The sequence below is a fragment of the Deltaproteobacteria bacterium genome (assembly GCA_016177765.1).
Classification (GTDB): domain Bacteria; phylum UBA10199; class UBA10199; order JACPAL01; family JACOUP01; genus JACOUP01.
On the sequence record JACOUP010000008.1, the window covers coordinates 508,728 to 523,035 of the forward strand.

The 14,308-nt window shown below is 52.6% G+C and carries 18 protein-coding genes; 3 read left to right on the forward strand and 15 right to left on the reverse strand.

Annotated features, from left to right (window positions below):
* Positions 1–4: 4 nt before the first annotated feature.
* From HYS22_04885 to HYS22_04925, 9 genes are all read right to left on the reverse strand, one after another.
* Positions 5–1,147 (reverse strand): hypothetical protein, encoded by a 1,143-nt coding sequence (locus HYS22_04885; protein MBI1909484.1) that lies wholly within the window; start codon positions 1,145–1,147, stop codon positions 5–7.
* A complete protein-coding gene (locus HYS22_04890; GenBank protein ID MBI1909485.1) occupies positions 1,144–1,806 on the reverse strand; it encodes a NapC/NirT family cytochrome c in 663 nt (220 codons plus the stop codon). Before HYS22_04890 ends, HYS22_04885 begins: the two co-directional genes overlap by 4 nt.
* A 10-nt stretch (positions 1,807–1,816) precedes the next feature.
* The gene (locus tag HYS22_04895; protein ID MBI1909486.1) at positions 1,817–2,056 is read right to left on the reverse strand and encodes a cytochrome c; all 240 of its coding nucleotides are present in this window, start codon (positions 2,054–2,056) and stop codon (positions 1,817–1,819) included.
* 77 nt (positions 2,057–2,133) lie between these two features.
* A complete protein-coding gene (locus tag HYS22_04900; protein MBI1909487.1) occupies positions 2,134–2,412 on the reverse strand; it encodes a cytochrome c in 279 nt (92 codons plus the stop codon).
* Between the two features lie 40 nt (positions 2,413–2,452).
* Positions 2,453–3,709, reverse strand: coding sequence for a hypothetical protein (locus tag HYS22_04905; protein ID MBI1909488.1), 1,257 nt, complete (start codon positions 3,707–3,709; stop codon positions 2,453–2,455).
* Positions 3,710–3,864: 155 nt separating this feature from the next.
* Positions 3,865–4,188: a cyclic nucleotide-binding domain-containing protein gene (locus HYS22_04910; GenBank protein ID MBI1909489.1), complete on the reverse strand. Its 324-nt coding sequence runs from the start codon at positions 4,186–4,188 to the stop codon at positions 3,865–3,867.
* Between the two features lie 90 nt (positions 4,189–4,278).
* On the reverse strand, positions 4,279–4,989 hold the full coding sequence (locus tag HYS22_04915) for a Crp/Fnr family transcriptional regulator (protein ID MBI1909490.1): 711 nt from the start codon (positions 4,987–4,989) through the stop codon (positions 4,279–4,281).
* A gap of 81 nt (positions 4,990–5,070) precedes the next feature.
* Positions 5,071–5,562, reverse strand: a complete 492-nt coding sequence (locus tag HYS22_04920) for a nucleoside deaminase (GenBank protein ID MBI1909491.1) — start codon at positions 5,560–5,562, stop codon at positions 5,071–5,073.
* The gene (locus HYS22_04925) at positions 5,555–6,502 is read right to left on the reverse strand and encodes an MBL fold metallo-hydrolase (protein ID MBI1909492.1); all 948 of its coding nucleotides are present in this window, start codon (positions 6,500–6,502) and stop codon (positions 5,555–5,557) included. Before HYS22_04925 ends, HYS22_04920 begins: the two co-directional genes overlap by 8 nt.
* A 15-nt stretch (positions 6,503–6,517) precedes the next feature.
* Between HYS22_04925 and pabB the strand changes: the two genes are divergently transcribed.
* A complete protein-coding gene (gene pabB, locus HYS22_04930; GenBank protein MBI1909493.1) occupies positions 6,518–7,891 on the forward strand; it encodes an aminodeoxychorismate synthase component I in 1,374 nt (457 codons plus the stop codon).
* Positions 7,888–8,520 (forward strand): aminotransferase class IV, encoded by a 633-nt coding sequence (locus HYS22_04935; GenBank protein ID MBI1909494.1) that lies wholly within the window; start codon positions 7,888–7,890, stop codon positions 8,518–8,520. The genes pabB and HYS22_04935 overlap by 4 nt, the downstream gene beginning before the upstream one ends.
* Here the strand turns inward: HYS22_04935 and HYS22_04940 are convergent.
* From HYS22_04940 to HYS22_04965, 6 genes are read right to left on the reverse strand one after another with little or no spacing between them, the layout of a single operon-like run.
* Entirely contained in the window at positions 8,477–9,316 is an 840-nt protein-coding gene (locus HYS22_04940) for a hydroxymethylpyrimidine/phosphomethylpyrimidine kinase (GenBank protein MBI1909495.1), read from the reverse strand. The two genes, HYS22_04935 and HYS22_04940, sit on opposite strands and share 44 nt — an antisense overlap.
* A gap of 51 nt (positions 9,317–9,367) precedes the next feature.
* Positions 9,368–9,826 carry a DUF192 domain-containing protein gene (locus HYS22_04945; protein MBI1909496.1) on the reverse strand — a complete coding sequence of 153 codons (459 nt, stop codon included), beginning with the start codon at positions 9,824–9,826 and terminating at the stop codon, positions 9,368–9,370.
* The gene (thiE, locus tag HYS22_04950; protein MBI1909497.1) at positions 9,807–10,418 is read right to left on the reverse strand and encodes a thiamine phosphate synthase; all 612 of its coding nucleotides are present in this window, start codon (positions 10,416–10,418) and stop codon (positions 9,807–9,809) included. The genes HYS22_04945 and thiE overlap by 20 nt, the downstream gene beginning before the upstream one ends.
* 3 nt (positions 10,419–10,421) lie before the next feature.
* Positions 10,422–11,153 (reverse strand): ZIP family metal transporter, encoded by a 732-nt coding sequence (locus HYS22_04955; GenBank protein MBI1909498.1) that lies wholly within the window; start codon positions 11,151–11,153, stop codon positions 10,422–10,424.
* 3 nt (positions 11,154–11,156) lie between these two features.
* Positions 11,157–12,629 carry a sigma-54-dependent Fis family transcriptional regulator gene (locus tag HYS22_04960; GenBank protein ID MBI1909499.1) on the reverse strand — a complete coding sequence of 491 codons (1,473 nt, stop codon included), beginning with the start codon at positions 12,627–12,629 and terminating at the stop codon, positions 11,157–11,159.
* On the reverse strand, positions 12,619–13,725 hold the full coding sequence (locus HYS22_04965; protein ID MBI1909500.1) for a PAS domain-containing protein: 1,107 nt from the start codon (positions 13,723–13,725) through the stop codon (positions 12,619–12,621). The genes HYS22_04960 and HYS22_04965 overlap by 11 nt, the downstream gene beginning before the upstream one ends.
* Positions 13,726–13,803: 78 nt before the next feature.
* Between HYS22_04965 and HYS22_04970 the strand changes: the two genes are divergently transcribed.
* The gene (locus tag HYS22_04970; GenBank protein MBI1909501.1) at positions 13,804–14,292 is read left to right on the forward strand and encodes a hypothetical protein; all 489 of its coding nucleotides are present in this window, start codon (positions 13,804–13,806) and stop codon (positions 14,290–14,292) included.
* Positions 14,293–14,308: the final 16 nt, after the last annotated feature.

A 14,308-nucleotide genomic window follows, 5' to 3' on the forward strand; every position in this document is an offset into this window, starting at 1 on the left:
CTTTTTATTTCTCGGGAAGGGTGGTCTTTTCCTCGCCAAGAATAACTTTCATCTCCGTTTCGTGGATAATCCTTGGCTGGTATAAATAGTAGAGACTTAACCGGATTTCAATCTTCTTCCCTTCCGGGGCATAAAAGGTAAAATCCTCCGCCCTGACCTCTCCCGGTTCCAGCCGGTTGTCCTGGGAGACCTTGACCGCCTTGAGGAAGAGGTCCGCATCCTTGGTGATGACCTCCCCCTTCTTGTCTACCAGAATCTTTTGAAAGATCCGCTCCGCAGCATAGAGCGGGGCCCCCCCGACAAAGGCCTGCAGGCGCAAAACAAGTTTCCGCGTCGGCATCCCGGTCGGAACCTTATGACCGCTCCCAACATTTTCCAGATAAACAGTCGCGTGGATCTTGTCCCCCTCCCGCCGACTCTCACCGATCCTCAAGGTCACCGCCTTCCGGACCTGTTCAATCGAGTGCCCCCCCGCCGCCTCATGGCTGTTGATGTAAATTTCCTGTGTCGGTTTCACCCGTGGGGGAACTACAAGCCCCTTGAGCGGGGGCATATGACAGGACTGACAGGTTTTTCCCTCCTTGGGTGAAGCACCCTTGGCCTGCGGGCTTTTTTGCCACTCCGAAAAGGTCTCAAAGAGGGGGGCTCCATTCTTATTGGTATACTCGTGGCAACTGCCGCAGAGGCGAGACTGTTCGAAGAGATCGGAATAAGAGACCTCATGGGCCGGGGAGGTGATTCCTTTCAACGGCCCCCATTTCTTTTTGCCGATCACGACCGTCAAGGGATCGGCCGCCCCTGGTTTGGACTCCGTGACACTGTGGCAGAAATCGCAGGTGACCCCTTCCAGGGTGATCGGGTTGGTCAGATGGGTATCACGCGTCTGCCGCACGGTGGGGGCATGGCAGGAAAGACAGAGGAAATCGGTCTGGCCACCTGTCTGCCGTGAGGTCTCCAGAAAGATTGGGTAAAAAACAGGGTCAGTGACGGCATTGGCATGCATCGATTCCTTCCATCCTTCATAAATCGCGACATGACACTCCCCGCAAACTTTCGCCGAGGTGAATCCCTCCTTGGCGAGCTCCGGAGAGGCGTGGAGGGCCCGACAGATTAAAAATAGCGAGAGGACCAACAGAAACCTTTTCATTGAACCCTCCAGAGGTGAGGTTTGTGGCACTCCGTACAGGCGGCGTCTTTTTTCATCCTTCGATGGGACCCCATGCCAATTTTCTGATGGCATTCGAGACAGGTCTCTCGATTAGGCAACAGACTTTCCCTCTTGGCGAGAAAGTTATGACAGCTGGTGCAGTGGATGAAGGCCATCTTTTTCCCAAGACCCTCTGTCTTATCGGGGTGGCAGTTGAGACAGGAATCAGTGGGTTTCAGAAATTCATGAACACCGCCCATATGACAGTCCAAACAATCAATTCTTAATTTTTCAAAGTGAACCCTGTGCCCTGCGGTCTCCCCAACTAATTTCCACTGGGGATCCTGGCTTAAGTGACACTGGGCACAAACCTTGTGATCTAATTCGGGGTGATGAACGACTTGCCGGGGCCTTTTCGTCAAATAAAACCAAACCTGATGAACACTGGCCGAAAGAGACTGATGATGACACTCGTGACAAGTAACAAGATGATGGGGAGAAGTCGACCACTTTTTGTAGGCCGTCTCCATAATATGGCACGACTGGCAGAAGCGGGCATCGTGCTGAACGTAATCGTAGGAACGGTAGAACCCGCCCCCCACAACCATCGCTAATACCACCCCTACCCCGATAATGATCCTGCCACGGAGGCCCTTCACTACAACCTTTCTATTTCAATGTCCGGATATACTTGACCACATCCCCCACTTCCTGATCGGTTAGTTTACCCTTATAGGAAGGCATCTTCCCCTTTCCCCCATGGATCACCTTGGTCAGATCGGCCTCCGACTTTGAGGTGTCAAAAGGGGCCACCTTCATGGCGGCGTTCCCCTTCCCCTCCGCCCCGTGACACCCCTTGCACTTCTGATAGATCGCCGCCCCATCCGCATAAACAAACCCGACCACCATGAAGAAACCAAGAACCGCAAAAACCGCGGATGCTTTTTTCATAACCCCTCCTGCCCGAACTTCCTTAAGCCAAAAAACTATTTTAAACCGCCTTTAATATACTTGACCACATCAGCAATCTCCGGATCGGTCAGCTTGCCATGGTAGGAAGGCATCTTCCCCTTTCCCTCATGGATCACCTTGATCATGTCAGCATCGGATTTGGAAGTGTCATAAGCGGGGACCTTGATCGCCGCATTCCCCTTCCCCTCCGCCCCGTGACACCCCTTGCACTTCTGATAAACCGCCGCCCCATCGGCCCAGACCATCCCCGACCAGAGCAGGACGGCACCGGCCAAAACTATCGCCTTCTCCATAAATCGCCTCCTTTTGAAAACCACGGTTAATCACCAACAACTAGAAATTAAGCTGCGTCTCCGCCCGGAGTTGGTGGGCCATATTTTGAACCGAGCTGTCCGTGGCCTGATACTCCGCCGAGACCCTCAGGAATTTCTGGAAAGACCAGGCAATCCCCCCTGTTCCCATCCAGGTTTTGGAAGTCCCCCCGGCCTCCGCCTTGTTGGTCACATCGTCATAATCAAAACGGACCACCGCATAGAGGTTGTCCTTGATTCTCTGGTCCAGCTCCAGGAAGGAAAACCAGGAGAAGCTGTTGTCAGCGGAGACCAAGGCGGCCGTGGCGGAACCGATCCCGCTCACAAACTGGTTATCTAACCCCATTCCCACGCCCACAAGAGGCTTGAGTCCGATAGAATCAAAGGTGTAATCGCCAAAAAGATAGGCACGGTGGTACTTGGTATTGGCAGCGCCGGCGACATCCACCCCCTTGTCGTTAACCGGATTCGGAGCCCGTCCGTAAACATAAAGAAGAGAGACACTGCCATCGCTCTCCGGAATCATGTACTCCAACAGGGCCGCAAGATCTTTGTGGTTGTTCGGATCTTCATTATCCAGAACGCTTCCCCCTGCCGCTTCAAGACCATTGGTCACCTGGACGAGCCCTGTAAAATTATGGTAAGAATAGCCTGCCTCGGCCCCTACCCCGTCATGACGCGGCCGGAAGCCGTTGACCCGAACGTCAAAAACACGGGGATTATTCAGACCTATCGGACGATCCAATCCCCCGTAGCCTACCCGTGAAAACTGGTGAAACTGACCCACCCGTGAAAAGAAGAAACTATCCGACCCTCCAAAGTTAAGATGGATGGAACCGACCTCCAAAAAGGCATGCCCCTCTTCCGGTTCGAAGGGAAGTTCAAAGAAGAAAGCCACGTTTCGCGACACCGGACCGCTGTAAAACAGGGTCACATCATGCATTTCAAAGTCAAAATCAGCCTTGGCCCCCGCGGTCTTCTGAAAGTTGACCCTCGCCCGACCCCTGGCAGAAAAATAATTCGTCATCTTGGCCATCTCATCCCAGGAAAGATCCGACTCCTGCTTGTCAAACTCGTCCGGCATCCGGTACCCCAACCTTCGAAACTTGTGCCCCATCGGATTGAGCCGGGGAATCATCGTGTGGCACATGGAACAGTCGGCGCTATACCGCCGCGCCCAGGCGGGAATCGCATGGGCCTCATTCTCGAAGACTCCGGCCACCAAGATAAAGATGGCCAGTCCGAACCCGAGAAGCACTCTTTTCAGGCTTGTCCTCATAACCCCCCCTTTCATAATAATAAGGTTGAAACGTTTCATCGCAAAACGAACCTCGGTAGAATACGCGGTAAAACTACCTCATGCCCCGTCCAAAAAAATGATTTCAATCAGGTAAGATCATGATTCTCATCATTTGTAAATCATTTTGGAACCGGTTAGCAGTATGGCAGTAACTGCGATTTGGAGATAAAGACCACCTGGCAATTCTGGGAGGCGGTGCAGGTGCAACAGTAGGGGTTCTCCTCGAAGAAATGAGAGAGCCCCAGGACCTCCCCCTCTGAAGAAGAAACGTGGTGTTCTGCACGGCAGGAACCGCTCTCCCTGGTATAACGAACCTTCCCTGATTGAACAATGAAGAGACCGTAGGGGATGTGCCCTTCGTAGAAGAGGACCTGCCCTTTCCGAAAAGAAAGCGGCTGTCCCTGTTTTAAGAGTTCGTTCCAGTGGGTCTTGAGCGAAAGAAGGGTTTCCTCCTGCATACCCCTGAGGGTAGGAAATCAGCCCTCAATGGAAAATGACAAGACGCAGGAAAAAATATGATTATGATCAGGCCTCAGAGCATTTTTGCTCTAGACTTCAATCCGGGCGGTTTCGAGAAGTGCCTTCGGGTCAAGGATGGTGATCTCCCGCTCCTGAACATCGATCAGCCCATCTTTTTTAAATTCGGAGAGGAGGCGGATCGCCGTCTCCTGCGTGATGCCGATCATCTCCCCCATCTCTTCGCGGGAGAGTTTGAGGTCGATCTGTATCCCCTTCTTAACCGTTTTCCCATAGGTCTCTTTCAGGATCAGGAGGAGTTCCGCCATCCGTTCACGAACGGAACGCTGGGCGATGCTGGTCGCCAGATCTTCCGCCTGCCGGAGTTCCTTGGCCAGCTTTTTAATGAGATTCACCGCCAGTTCCGGATTTTTTGAAATTAACGGGAAAAAGGCATTTTTGTCGATGCAGCAGATCGTCGCCTCTTCCAGCGCCTCCGCCGTGGCATGGTAAGGTTCTTCGGCAAAGAGGGAACGATACCCCAGAAGGGCCCCCGGGCCGGCGATCCTCACAATCTGCTGGCGCCCGTCGATCCCTGTCTTGTAGAGCTTCACCCGGCCGGTAAAAACACAATACAGGCCATAGGCCTGGTTTCCCTCATAAAAAATGGTCTGCCCTTTTTTATAATAATTGGTCGTCTTGTGCTGGTCGCATTCATGAAGGGACTCCCCCTCAAGGGAACAGAGGACCCCCAAGATACGGGACTTACAGGTTTCACAATCCAGCCTTGGCGTTTTGTTCACTTGAGGGTCCTTCTTTTTCAGGAAAAACCTATTGAGTCAAGGGTGTTCTGTCTATAAAATCTCTTCATTCTTCAACGACTTTCACGCGTGCCTGGCACCAGCCATTCTCTTTGTACCAGGCACCGGTCTGGTTCTTAATTTTTTAAAAAAAATCTGGAGTCGTCGAAGGGCCTCGGGTGCCAGAACGCCACCGATGACCGGCATCTTCTGAAAATAAGGGTCTCGATGCATCGGCCAGACCGACCCGCAGGCCCCCGCCTTCGGGTCGGGTGCCGCAAAAAAGACACGGGAGACACGGGCCTGATGCATCGCGGAGAGACACATCAGGCAGGGCTCCAGGGTGACATAAATTTCCAATCCCGGCATCCGCCAACTTTTTAGTTTTCTGGCCGCTTTTCTTAAAAGAAGGATCTCGGCATGCCCGACGGGGTCCAAGGTTTTCTCCCGGATGTTATGGGCACAGGCCAAAACCTTACCTTGATAGACAGCTACGGCACCGATCGGGACCTCCCCCTTTCGGGCCGCCTTGTCGGCCTCCCGAAGGGCGACTTTCATCCCTTGTTCATCATTCATAATACTCTGGGAATTTTTTGAGCGAAGGCCAGAGGGTAGGGTCATGGCCGGGGATCACCATGACCTCGAGGTTGTTCTCAGTAAATTTTCGGATCTGACCCAGGCTCTCCCACTCCTTGGCCTCATCATGTTGGGTTAGATAACGGGCAAAAAAACCGCGGCGGGCCGGTTTTTGATAGTTCTCGGTGGTCCAAGCGGCATCCGCAGTCAGGAGCATGCTTTTGCCGGATGGAAAATTGAGGAGGAGCGACCAGTGGCCAGCGGTATGACCCGGCGTCGGGATCAGGATGATCGAACCGTCGCCAAACAGGTCATGGGCATGTTCAAAATTTTGGTACGGCGGCGTTACTTTATCATTGATCGGGGCGATCCGCCTCCGTTCCGATTCCCACTGGGAGGCGATATACCCTTTACGGAAATTAGACCAATGCCCCCCCTGCGCCGCCTCCCATTCAGACTGGGAGACAAAAACGGTCGCCCTCGGGAAATCACGGATCCCGCCGGCATGATCACTATGAAGGTGCGACAGGAGGATAAACCGGATGTCGTCCGGGAAAAGATTGATCTGTCTTAATTGTGAGACCACCGAATCCTCAGGCCTCCAGTCAAATTTGAGGAAAAAGGGAATCAGCTTTTCCGGAAAAGAGAGAAAATCCTCTTTTGTTTTTGTCCCAAAACCGGCGTCGAAGAGGATCCAGGCGGCCGGGTGACGGATCAGATAAACGGGGACGGGGGGCTCCACCGGTTTCCAGGGACCGCCAGCGACCATCTGTGCATAATTGGCCCTGAACCGGCCGGTAGAAAGGCAATAGAGATGCAAGGTGTGCGGCGGTGGATTTTTCATGGGAACAATCCCTTCGTCCTGTGCCAAGGCTGAAAAACCGGAGGCCAAAAAGAAAAGGACCGCCAGAGCCGCCATTGACTTCCCTCGCCTCACCATGTTTGGATCCCCCTCATGTCTGTTAAAGAAATCCCTTACTGCGACCCCTGCTCTATCTTCCCCCTCTTTAAAGATCAACCCTTTTCAATCCTGCTCGATTCTTGCGGGCTCGGGCGTTATTCATTGATCGTTTTTGAACCAAAAGAGGTCATCCGGGAAAATCCGTTTCCACTCCTAAAAAAATATTTAAAAACAAACCACCAGGATAAAAATTTAAATTTTCCCTTGGGTGAATCACCCTTGGGTGAATCACCCTTTAGCGGCGGTTGGGTCGGTTACCTGGGGTACGATCTTTATCCCCTTTTGGAAACACGGATCCCTCAACCTATGCCTCAAAAAGATTCGCTCCCTCCTTGTTTACTCGGTTATTATGATAAGGGGATTTGCTTTGATCATCTTCAAAAAAAGATGTTCGTCTTTTCCGAAAACCACGAATCTCAGATCACCGAAATTCTTAAAACAGCCCCCTCTCCCTCGATGGGAGAGGGTCAGGGTGAGGGTGATCGCGGGGTCACCCTCCCCTTCATCCCCTCCCATCAAGGGAGGGGGGATAAAATTGATTTCCTCTCTAACTTTACCCATGAAGAATACCTGAGAGCGATCCGGAAGATAAAAGATTACATCGCCGCCGGTGATTGTTACCAAGTCAATCTTTCTCAGCGTTTCCAAACGAAGTACGGGGGCGACCCATGGGACCTCTACCTCCGGTTGAGAGAGGTCAGTCCAAGCCCTTATGCCGCTTACTTAAACGGCGGTGATTTTCAGATCCTCTCCTCCTCCCCTGAGCTGTTTCTTAGGGTAAGGGCAGACGGCGGTGCGCCCCTACTTGTCACCACCCGTCCGATCAAGGGGACCCGGCCCCGAGGGAAAACACCGGAAGAAGATGCCCGACTGAAAGAGGAGTTGGTCATGAGCCGGAAGGACCGGGCGGAACTCTTGATGATCACCGATCTTGAACGAAACGATCTGGGGCGGGTCTGTAAAAAAGGGTCTATTCAGGTTAGCGAACTCTACCGTGCCGAATCTTTTTCTAATGTCCATCACTTGGTAGCCACGATTGAAGGGGAGCTTGAAGAAGGGAAAGATGCGGTCGATTGCCTCAAGGCCTGTTTTCCGGGAGGTTCGATTACCGGGGCCCCCAAGATCCGGGCGATGGAGATTATTCGCGAGCTGGAAACAGTCCCCCGCGGGGTCTATACCGGCGCCATCGGATTTATTGGGGACGATCAGTCGGCCCACTTCAATATCGCGATCAGGACCCTCACCCTAAAGGAGGGAAACGCCTTTTTTCATAGCGGCGGAGGGATTGTCGCCGATTCTGACCCGGAAGCGGAGTACCAGGAAACTTTGGCCAAGGCCTCGGGGATCATGAGGGCGCTAGACCGATGATACCGACCCTTTTTGAAACACTTCAATTCCGCAAGGGAAAGATCCTTTTCCTCAAGGAGCACTTGACCCGACTCCTCCGCTCTGCCCGTCACTTTGGTATTGAGCGAGCCAAGGTGAGAGTGACCCTGCAACCTCACCATTTCTTTCCTCCTTCCCTCTATCAAAGAGGGGCCAAACTTATCATCGCCCGCTCCGTAAAGAATGACTCACCACTGCGATCATCCCACAAGACATTGCCACGCCAGACAAAAGAAAAAGCGGCCGAGGAGGCGAAACGAAAGAAGGCCCACGAGGCGATCCTCCTGAACAAGGCTGGCCGGGTCACCGAGTGCAGTTCCTCCAACATCTTCCTTGTGAAAAATGGAAGGCTCATCACCCCTCCCCTTTCCGAGGGGCTCTTGGACGGCATTACCCGTCAAAAAGTTTTTAAAATTGGCCGACGGCTGAAGATCCCCACCCGAACCTGTCCCGTTTCGCGGAAGGAACTCTTCGGGGCCGATGAGGTCTTTATCACCAGTTCCCTCAAAGGGATTTTACCGGTTCGAAGGATTGATAGAAAGGAAATCGGAAAAACCCCTGGGCCGGTCACAACCCGCTTGATGAAGGCGTACAAGAAAAAAACCGGTTGAGGTACCGCCGCGCCCGGCGGGCCGACTCTTCAAAAGAAAAACCGGAGGCAAGGTTTGCCGTCAGGGCGGAGGACAAAAGACAACCACTGCCGTGGAGGGAACCTGGGAGCCTCTTTCCCTTGATCGTCACAAACTTTTTCCCGTCAAAAAGAAGATCGGTCGGCGCCCCATCAAGATGCCCTCCTTTGATCAGGACCGCCTGCTCCTTTTCCTCCTCCGCCCCCCGCTTCATTGACCAGAGGATCATCTCGCCCGCCTTTTTCATCTCTTTCAGGTTTGTCACCGGATGATTGATCAGTCGTGAGGCCTCGCTTAAATTCGGGGTGACCACCGTCGCCAGAGGCATGAGGGATTCCTGAAGGAGCGCGATCCCTTCGTCGTCCAAAAGAATCCCACCGGTTGTCGAATGAAAGATCGTATCAAGGACAATAGGAATTTCACCCTTCGACAAGCTCAGGGTGTCCATTTTACTCCTATCTGGACATGGTGAGCCTGTCGAACCATTCCAATTTTTCAACCACGAGACTAGCTTCTCAACAATCGCCGCCGTCCCCAACATCCCGATCTTGATCCCTGAGATTTTTTGAGTCTCCACGGCGAGAAGCTGGTCCTCCAAAATTTCCGGAGAGACAGGATTCAGCGAAAAAAATGATTTTTCATTTTGCGCCGTGAGGGCGGTGATCACCGAAAGGGGCCTAAATTTCAGGTCGTGAAAGACAGTCAGGTCTCTCTGAACACCAGCACCGCCGGAAGGGTCCGAGCCGGCAATCGACAATAATGTTGGTTGCTGTCTCATAATGAAATCCCCCCTGCCCCCCTTTGACAAAGGGGGATTAAGGGGGATTTTTCAAAGATTCAATACAATCCCATTCCCCACCGTAATCTGGTGAGATTCCGAAAATCCGGCATTAACCTCGAGGGCGTATCGGTACGGGGCGTCCGCAGAAATCAACGCCTCCGAGAATGGGGTCGTATTTTTAGCAATCGAAATAATCTTTAGATCACTCCCGATAAAAATAATATCCAGCGGGAGGGGGGTATCTTTCATCCAAAAAGTTTCAGCGACATCCTGGTCAAAGACAAACAACATCCCGGCATCCGCGGCCAGGCTGGTTCGGGACATCAACCCCTGGCTCCTCTTGGCATCGGTGTCAGCAACCTCAACGGTCACCGTGAAGGAGCTTTGACTATTGGTCAGAATAACCTGCGATTGGGAGGTCGCCTCACTCCCGCAACGGCAGGAAACAATCAGGAATAAAAATGTAAGGGCGTACGGCCGTACGCCCCTACCCGATCTTTTGAACATACCACGCCACCTCTTCGGCAATATCTTTGGCCTTCGTCAAACCGGAAATCATCGCGACGGCACTCGCCCCCGCCTGAATCACACCGTCAACATTCACCCGATGGATTCCGCCGATCGCCACAACCGGCACTTTGACCTGTCGGCAGACCTCATGCAGTTTTTCTAACCCTTGTATCGGATGACCGGGTTGCTTTGTAGTTGTTGGAAAAATGGCGCCGAAGGCGACATAATCTGCCCCGTTCTGTTCAGCCACCAGCGCCTCTTCCAGAGAATGGGAAGAATACCCGATGATCCTTTCCGGTCCCAGTAGTTTTCTGGCCTCGATGATCGGGAGATCGTCCTTCCCCCCATGCCAGCCATCCGCCTTCACCTCCAGGGCCACTTCCAGGTAATCGTTCACAATAAAGGTGAAATCATAGTTCTTCTTCAGAGCCATGATTTGACGGGCCGTTTCAAAAGGGGGGGGGCCTTTCTTGTCTCTCAGCTGGAGGGTCCGGGCACCCCCTTTCAAATACTGCTCGGCAAGCCAGAGGTGAGAATATTGCGGTGTGAGGGAGTTATCGACGATGGTATACAATCCTTGAATCTTCATTTTTTAGTGCATCACCCGAAACAAAATAAACATCGCTGTCAACCCCATTAAAAAACCGACAAAGATGGAATTCCGGCGTGTCGCGTACTTATGAACCTCCGGCAGAAGGTCAGAAAGGGAAATATGCAAAAACGTCCCGGCCGAAAAAGCGAGGGCTGTTCCAGCAGTGGCTGAATTTGGGGAAGAAACAAGCCCGCGAACCAGCAAGGCCCCCAACGGAACCATGACGACAAGAAGGAGATTGAACAGGACGATACGGGAACGGGGGTATTTTTCATGGATCAAGATCGAGGTCAGGGCGAAGGCCTCCGGGAGTTTATGAAAGAAGATTGTCAGAAAAACAATCAACCCCAAGCCGCTAACCAGAAGTCCGGAACCCAGGGCGATCCCATCCGCCAGGGCGTGAACTGAAAGTCCAAGGATGGCGGTGATCCCCATGGAGTGGACCTCGCAATCGAGCGCCTCGCAAATGTGGACCGTCACGAATTTTTCAAAGGTATAGAAAAAGAGAAAACCGGCCAAGACCCAGAAGGAAGAGAATTTACCCATCAACTCGTAGGACTCCGGCAGAAGATGCATGAGGGTTGCCCCCAGCATGACACCGGCGGAAAAGGCGAGAAAGACCGGAAGATGATCCTTGGTCCAGGAAAGCGCCAGCGGGATCAGACTGCCACTAAAAACAGACACCGAGATCATCAACGAATAAAGAGAAAGACTCCCGACGAATGATTCCATGTTTTAATCCTCAACTTCCCTTTTTTTGACAAAAGGGGGTTCGATCTTGAGCTCCTTTATCTTTTTCCGGAGCGTGTTTCGGTTGATCCCCAAAATCCGGGAGGCGCGGATCTGGTTCCCCCGGCTTCTCTCCAAAATCAGTTCAAGGAGCGGTTTTTCCACCCGTTTCATGATCAGGGGATGGAGATCCTCCATATCATACGACCCCCATTTGGCAAGGAAGGAGGAGAGCTTCTTTCGGACAACCTCTTCCAGGGCAATCTCATCCATATCCGCCGAACCCAGGGTATCGGCCATGAACGGTTCCACCACTTCCGGAGTAATGGTGGTCCAGGGGCTCAAGACCATCGCTCGCTTGATGATATTCTCCAGTTCACGCACGTTACCGGGCCAGTCATATTTCTGCATCTTCCGAATAGCCTCTTTGGAAATCTTTTTCTTTCCGGTCCCCAGTTCCTCGGAGAACTTCTGGGCAAAAAAATCGGCAAGAACCGGGATATCCTCACGCCTCTCACGGAGGGGAGGAATTTTGACCGGAACCACATTGAGCCGGTAATAGAGGTCTTCCCTGAACTTTTTCTCCTTCACCAGTCTTTCCAGATTCTGATGGGTGGCCGCGATGATCCGGACATTAACCGGCACCCCGACGGCCGCCCCGACACGTTGAACCACCTTTTCTTGAAGGACTCGAAGCAATTTGGCCTGGAGAGGAACCGGCATATCGCCGATTTCATCCAAAAACAGGGTTCCTCCTTCGGCCTCCTCAAAATAGCCGGCATGGTCCCTCTCGGCACCGGTGAACGCCCCACGGATGTAACCGAACAGTTCACTCTCCAGCAGGTCGCGGGGGATGGCGGCGACATTGACCGGCACAAACGATTTCCGGACCCGCAGGCTGTTCTGGTGAATCGCCCGGGCGATCAGCTCCTTGCCGGTTCCGGACTCTCCCTGAATCAGAACCGTCACGTCATTAGCCGATAATTTACCGATAATCTTGTAAATCTCCTTCATCGGCCGGCCCTGCCCGATGAGTGTACGGCCAGGATCGTGCTTCTCCTTCACCTCCTCTCGGAGTTGGGCAACCTCTTCCTCGAGCGACTGAATTTTCCAGGCTTTTTCGACCAGGATCTCGATCTCTTCAATGTCAAACGGCTTGGCGACATAATCAAAGGCCCCCCGTTTCATTGCCTCAACGGCATTTTTCATCGTATCCTGGGCTGTAATCATAATCAGGCGCGGCGGGTTGGGCAGGGTGCGCGTCCGATCCAGGACCTCAAGACCGGAGAGTTCGGGCATCCGGAGATCCACAAGGCCGGCAAAACAGGCCTGACTGGAAAGAACGGCCAACGCCTTTTTGCCATCTTCGGCAAGGAGGACTTCATACCCTCGTGCCGTTAGGGCGTTGCTGAGAATGATCCTGACACTCTCTTCGTCGTCGGCCACGAGGATCTTTTTTGATTTTCCTTCAAGAGTCATGGGCCACTCTCAAGGTGACAGCAATCGTCGTTCCCTTTTCAAGGACACTTTTAATCTGCACCGTTCCCTTTTGTTCATGCACAATTTTTTGGGAAATCGCGAGTCCCAAACCACTCCCACTTTTCTTCGTCGTAAAAAAGGGGGTAAACGCCTTGTCCAGATTCTCCGGAGGGATCCCCACACCGGAGTCGTGGATCTCCACCGCCACCATCCGTGTACTGGTCTGGTTCTCACGGCGAATCCGATAATCGGTCATCATCTTGGAAACCACCCGCAGGGTCCCTCCTTTTGGCATCGCCTCGGCCGCATTTTTCACAAAATTTAAAAAGGCCTGTATCAGCCGGTCGGCATTTCCCCAAACAAAGGGAAGGCTGGGGTCATACTCCCGAATGACCGTCACTTTGGAGACACGACAATTTTTCTCTTCCAGTTTTAAAACCCTGTCCAGAATTTCATTAATATTGACGGCCCCCATCGCCATCTCCTTCGGATTGGCAAAATCCAGAAGATCCCCAACCAAACGGTTGACCCGTTCTGATTCCCTCAAAATAATCTCACAAAATTCTTTCAACTTGTTCCCCGTACTGTGGCGGGAAATCAGCTGGGCCGCCCCCTTGATGCCGGAGAGCGGGTTTCGGATCTCGTGGGCCAGGCCGGCGGCGATCGTCCCCATGAGCGCCAGCCGATCCACCTTTCTTTTCTGCTCCTCCAGTTTTTTTAAGGGGCTGATATCCTGAAATGCCAGCGTCCAGCCAAAAAAGGCCTCCGTGGGTGACACACCATTGTGTGACTCACCCTTTTCTTCCCAGAGGGGAGAGACCTGGATATCAAAAAAGAAAGGGTGACCGCTGGCAGAAAGCCAGGAAAGATCACGCACACTGCCGGAACTCATCTTTTCAAGGAGCCGCTCTACCGGCTCGCGAATCACCGGTTTTTCGGAAAAGAGTTCGGAGAAAGACAAACCCGGAATCGCCGCCGGTTCTCTTTCAGCCAGACGGGCCGCCATGGAATTACCGTAAACCACCTTCCGTGCCGCATCCAACACAAGGATCCCATCGGCAAGACTGTTAACGATTTTTTCCCAAGCCAGAAACATAAGGGTGCCTATTTTTTAGGCAGGCTAGTCCTTCTCGCTTTACAAAGGCAACCCCAAAATGATACGCGGTTGGCCCTGATGCTCCGTTTTTTCTTCAATCGATCCAGCGGTTTTGTCCGGTTCCTGGAGACCTTGGGGGTTGTTGAGGCCGTCATCCTCCTGCAACTTTTTCACTGGAGAGAGGGGTTGACGGTACCCGAGTGGCTCTTTCTCTTTTTGTTGTTTCAATCACTCCTGATGAAGGTCTGCGACCTGATCCACTGGTACCCGGAACCGCAAAGGACGATCGGCATCGAAGTTCATTTTAAAAAGGCGATGGTCGCGATCGCCTACATCCTTTCCCTCTCTTCGTCTTTTATTCTGGCCGGTATTTTCCTCCCCGCGGTGATCATCGGCAACCTGTCCATGATGGTGTTTACCGTCGGGAACGTCGTCCTCCTCTGGCTTCATTTTCATGACAAGGAGGAACTTCCAATCAACTGGTTTACACTGAATAGACACTTGAAAGAAGAAAAACCGGCAGAAGAGTCCGTTACCTCAACACAACCGTCCCGATCGCCGGCATAACCAGTTTTTTTAGGTT

Bases quoted from the DNA above. Each gene is read 5' to 3' on its own strand.
- HYS22_04885 (MBI1909484.1), bottom strand. From the start codon at position 1,147: ATGAAAAGGTTTCTGTTGGTCCTCTCGCTATTTTTAATCTGTCGGGCC.
- HYS22_04895 (MBI1909486.1), bottom strand. From the start codon at position 2,056: ATGGTGGTCGGGTTTGTTTATGCGGATGGGGCGGCGATCTATCAGAAG.
- HYS22_04900 (MBI1909487.1), bottom strand. From the start codon at position 2,412: ATGGAGAAGGCGATAGTTTTGGCCGGTGCCGTCCTGCTCTGGTCGGGG.
- HYS22_04905 (MBI1909488.1), bottom strand. From the start codon at position 3,709: ATGAGGACAAGCCTGAAAAGAGTGCTTCTCGGGTTCGGACTGGCCATC.
- HYS22_04910 (MBI1909489.1), bottom strand. From the start codon at position 4,188: ATGCAGGAGGAAACCCTTCTTTCGCTCAAGACCCACTGGAACGAACTC.
- HYS22_04920 (MBI1909491.1), bottom strand. From the start codon at position 5,562: ATGAATGATGAACAAGGGATGAAAGTCGCCCTTCGGGAGGCCGACAAG.
- HYS22_04925 (MBI1909492.1), bottom strand. From the start codon at position 6,502: ATGGTGAGGCGAGGGAAGTCAATGGCGGCTCTGGCGGTCCTTTTCTTT.
- pabB (MBI1909493.1), top strand. From the start codon at position 6,518: ATGTCTGTTAAAGAAATCCCTTACTGCGACCCCTGCTCTATCTTCCCC.
- HYS22_04935 (MBI1909494.1), top strand. From the start codon at position 7,888: ATGATACCGACCCTTTTTGAAACACTTCAATTCCGCAAGGGAAAGATC.
- HYS22_04940 (MBI1909495.1), bottom strand. From the start codon at position 9,316: ATGAGACAGCAACCAACATTATTGTCGATTGCCGGCTCGGACCCTTCC.
- HYS22_04945 (MBI1909496.1), bottom strand. From the start codon at position 9,826: ATGTTCAAAAGATCGGGTAGGGGCGTACGGCCGTACGCCCTTACATTT.
- thiE (MBI1909497.1), bottom strand. From the start codon at position 10,418: ATGAAGATTCAAGGATTGTATACCATCGTCGATAACTCCCTCACACCG.
- HYS22_04955 (MBI1909498.1), bottom strand. From the start codon at position 11,153: ATGGAATCATTCGTCGGGAGTCTTTCTCTTTATTCGTTGATGATCTCG.
- HYS22_04960 (MBI1909499.1), bottom strand. From the start codon at position 12,629: ATGACTCTTGAAGGAAAATCAAAAAAGATCCTCGTGGCCGACGACGAA.
- HYS22_04965 (MBI1909500.1), bottom strand. From the start codon at position 13,725: ATGTTTCTGGCTTGGGAAAAAATCGTTAACAGTCTTGCCGATGGGATC.
- HYS22_04970 (MBI1909501.1), top strand. From the start codon at position 13,804: ATGCTCCGTTTTTTCTTCAATCGATCCAGCGGTTTTGTCCGGTTCCTG.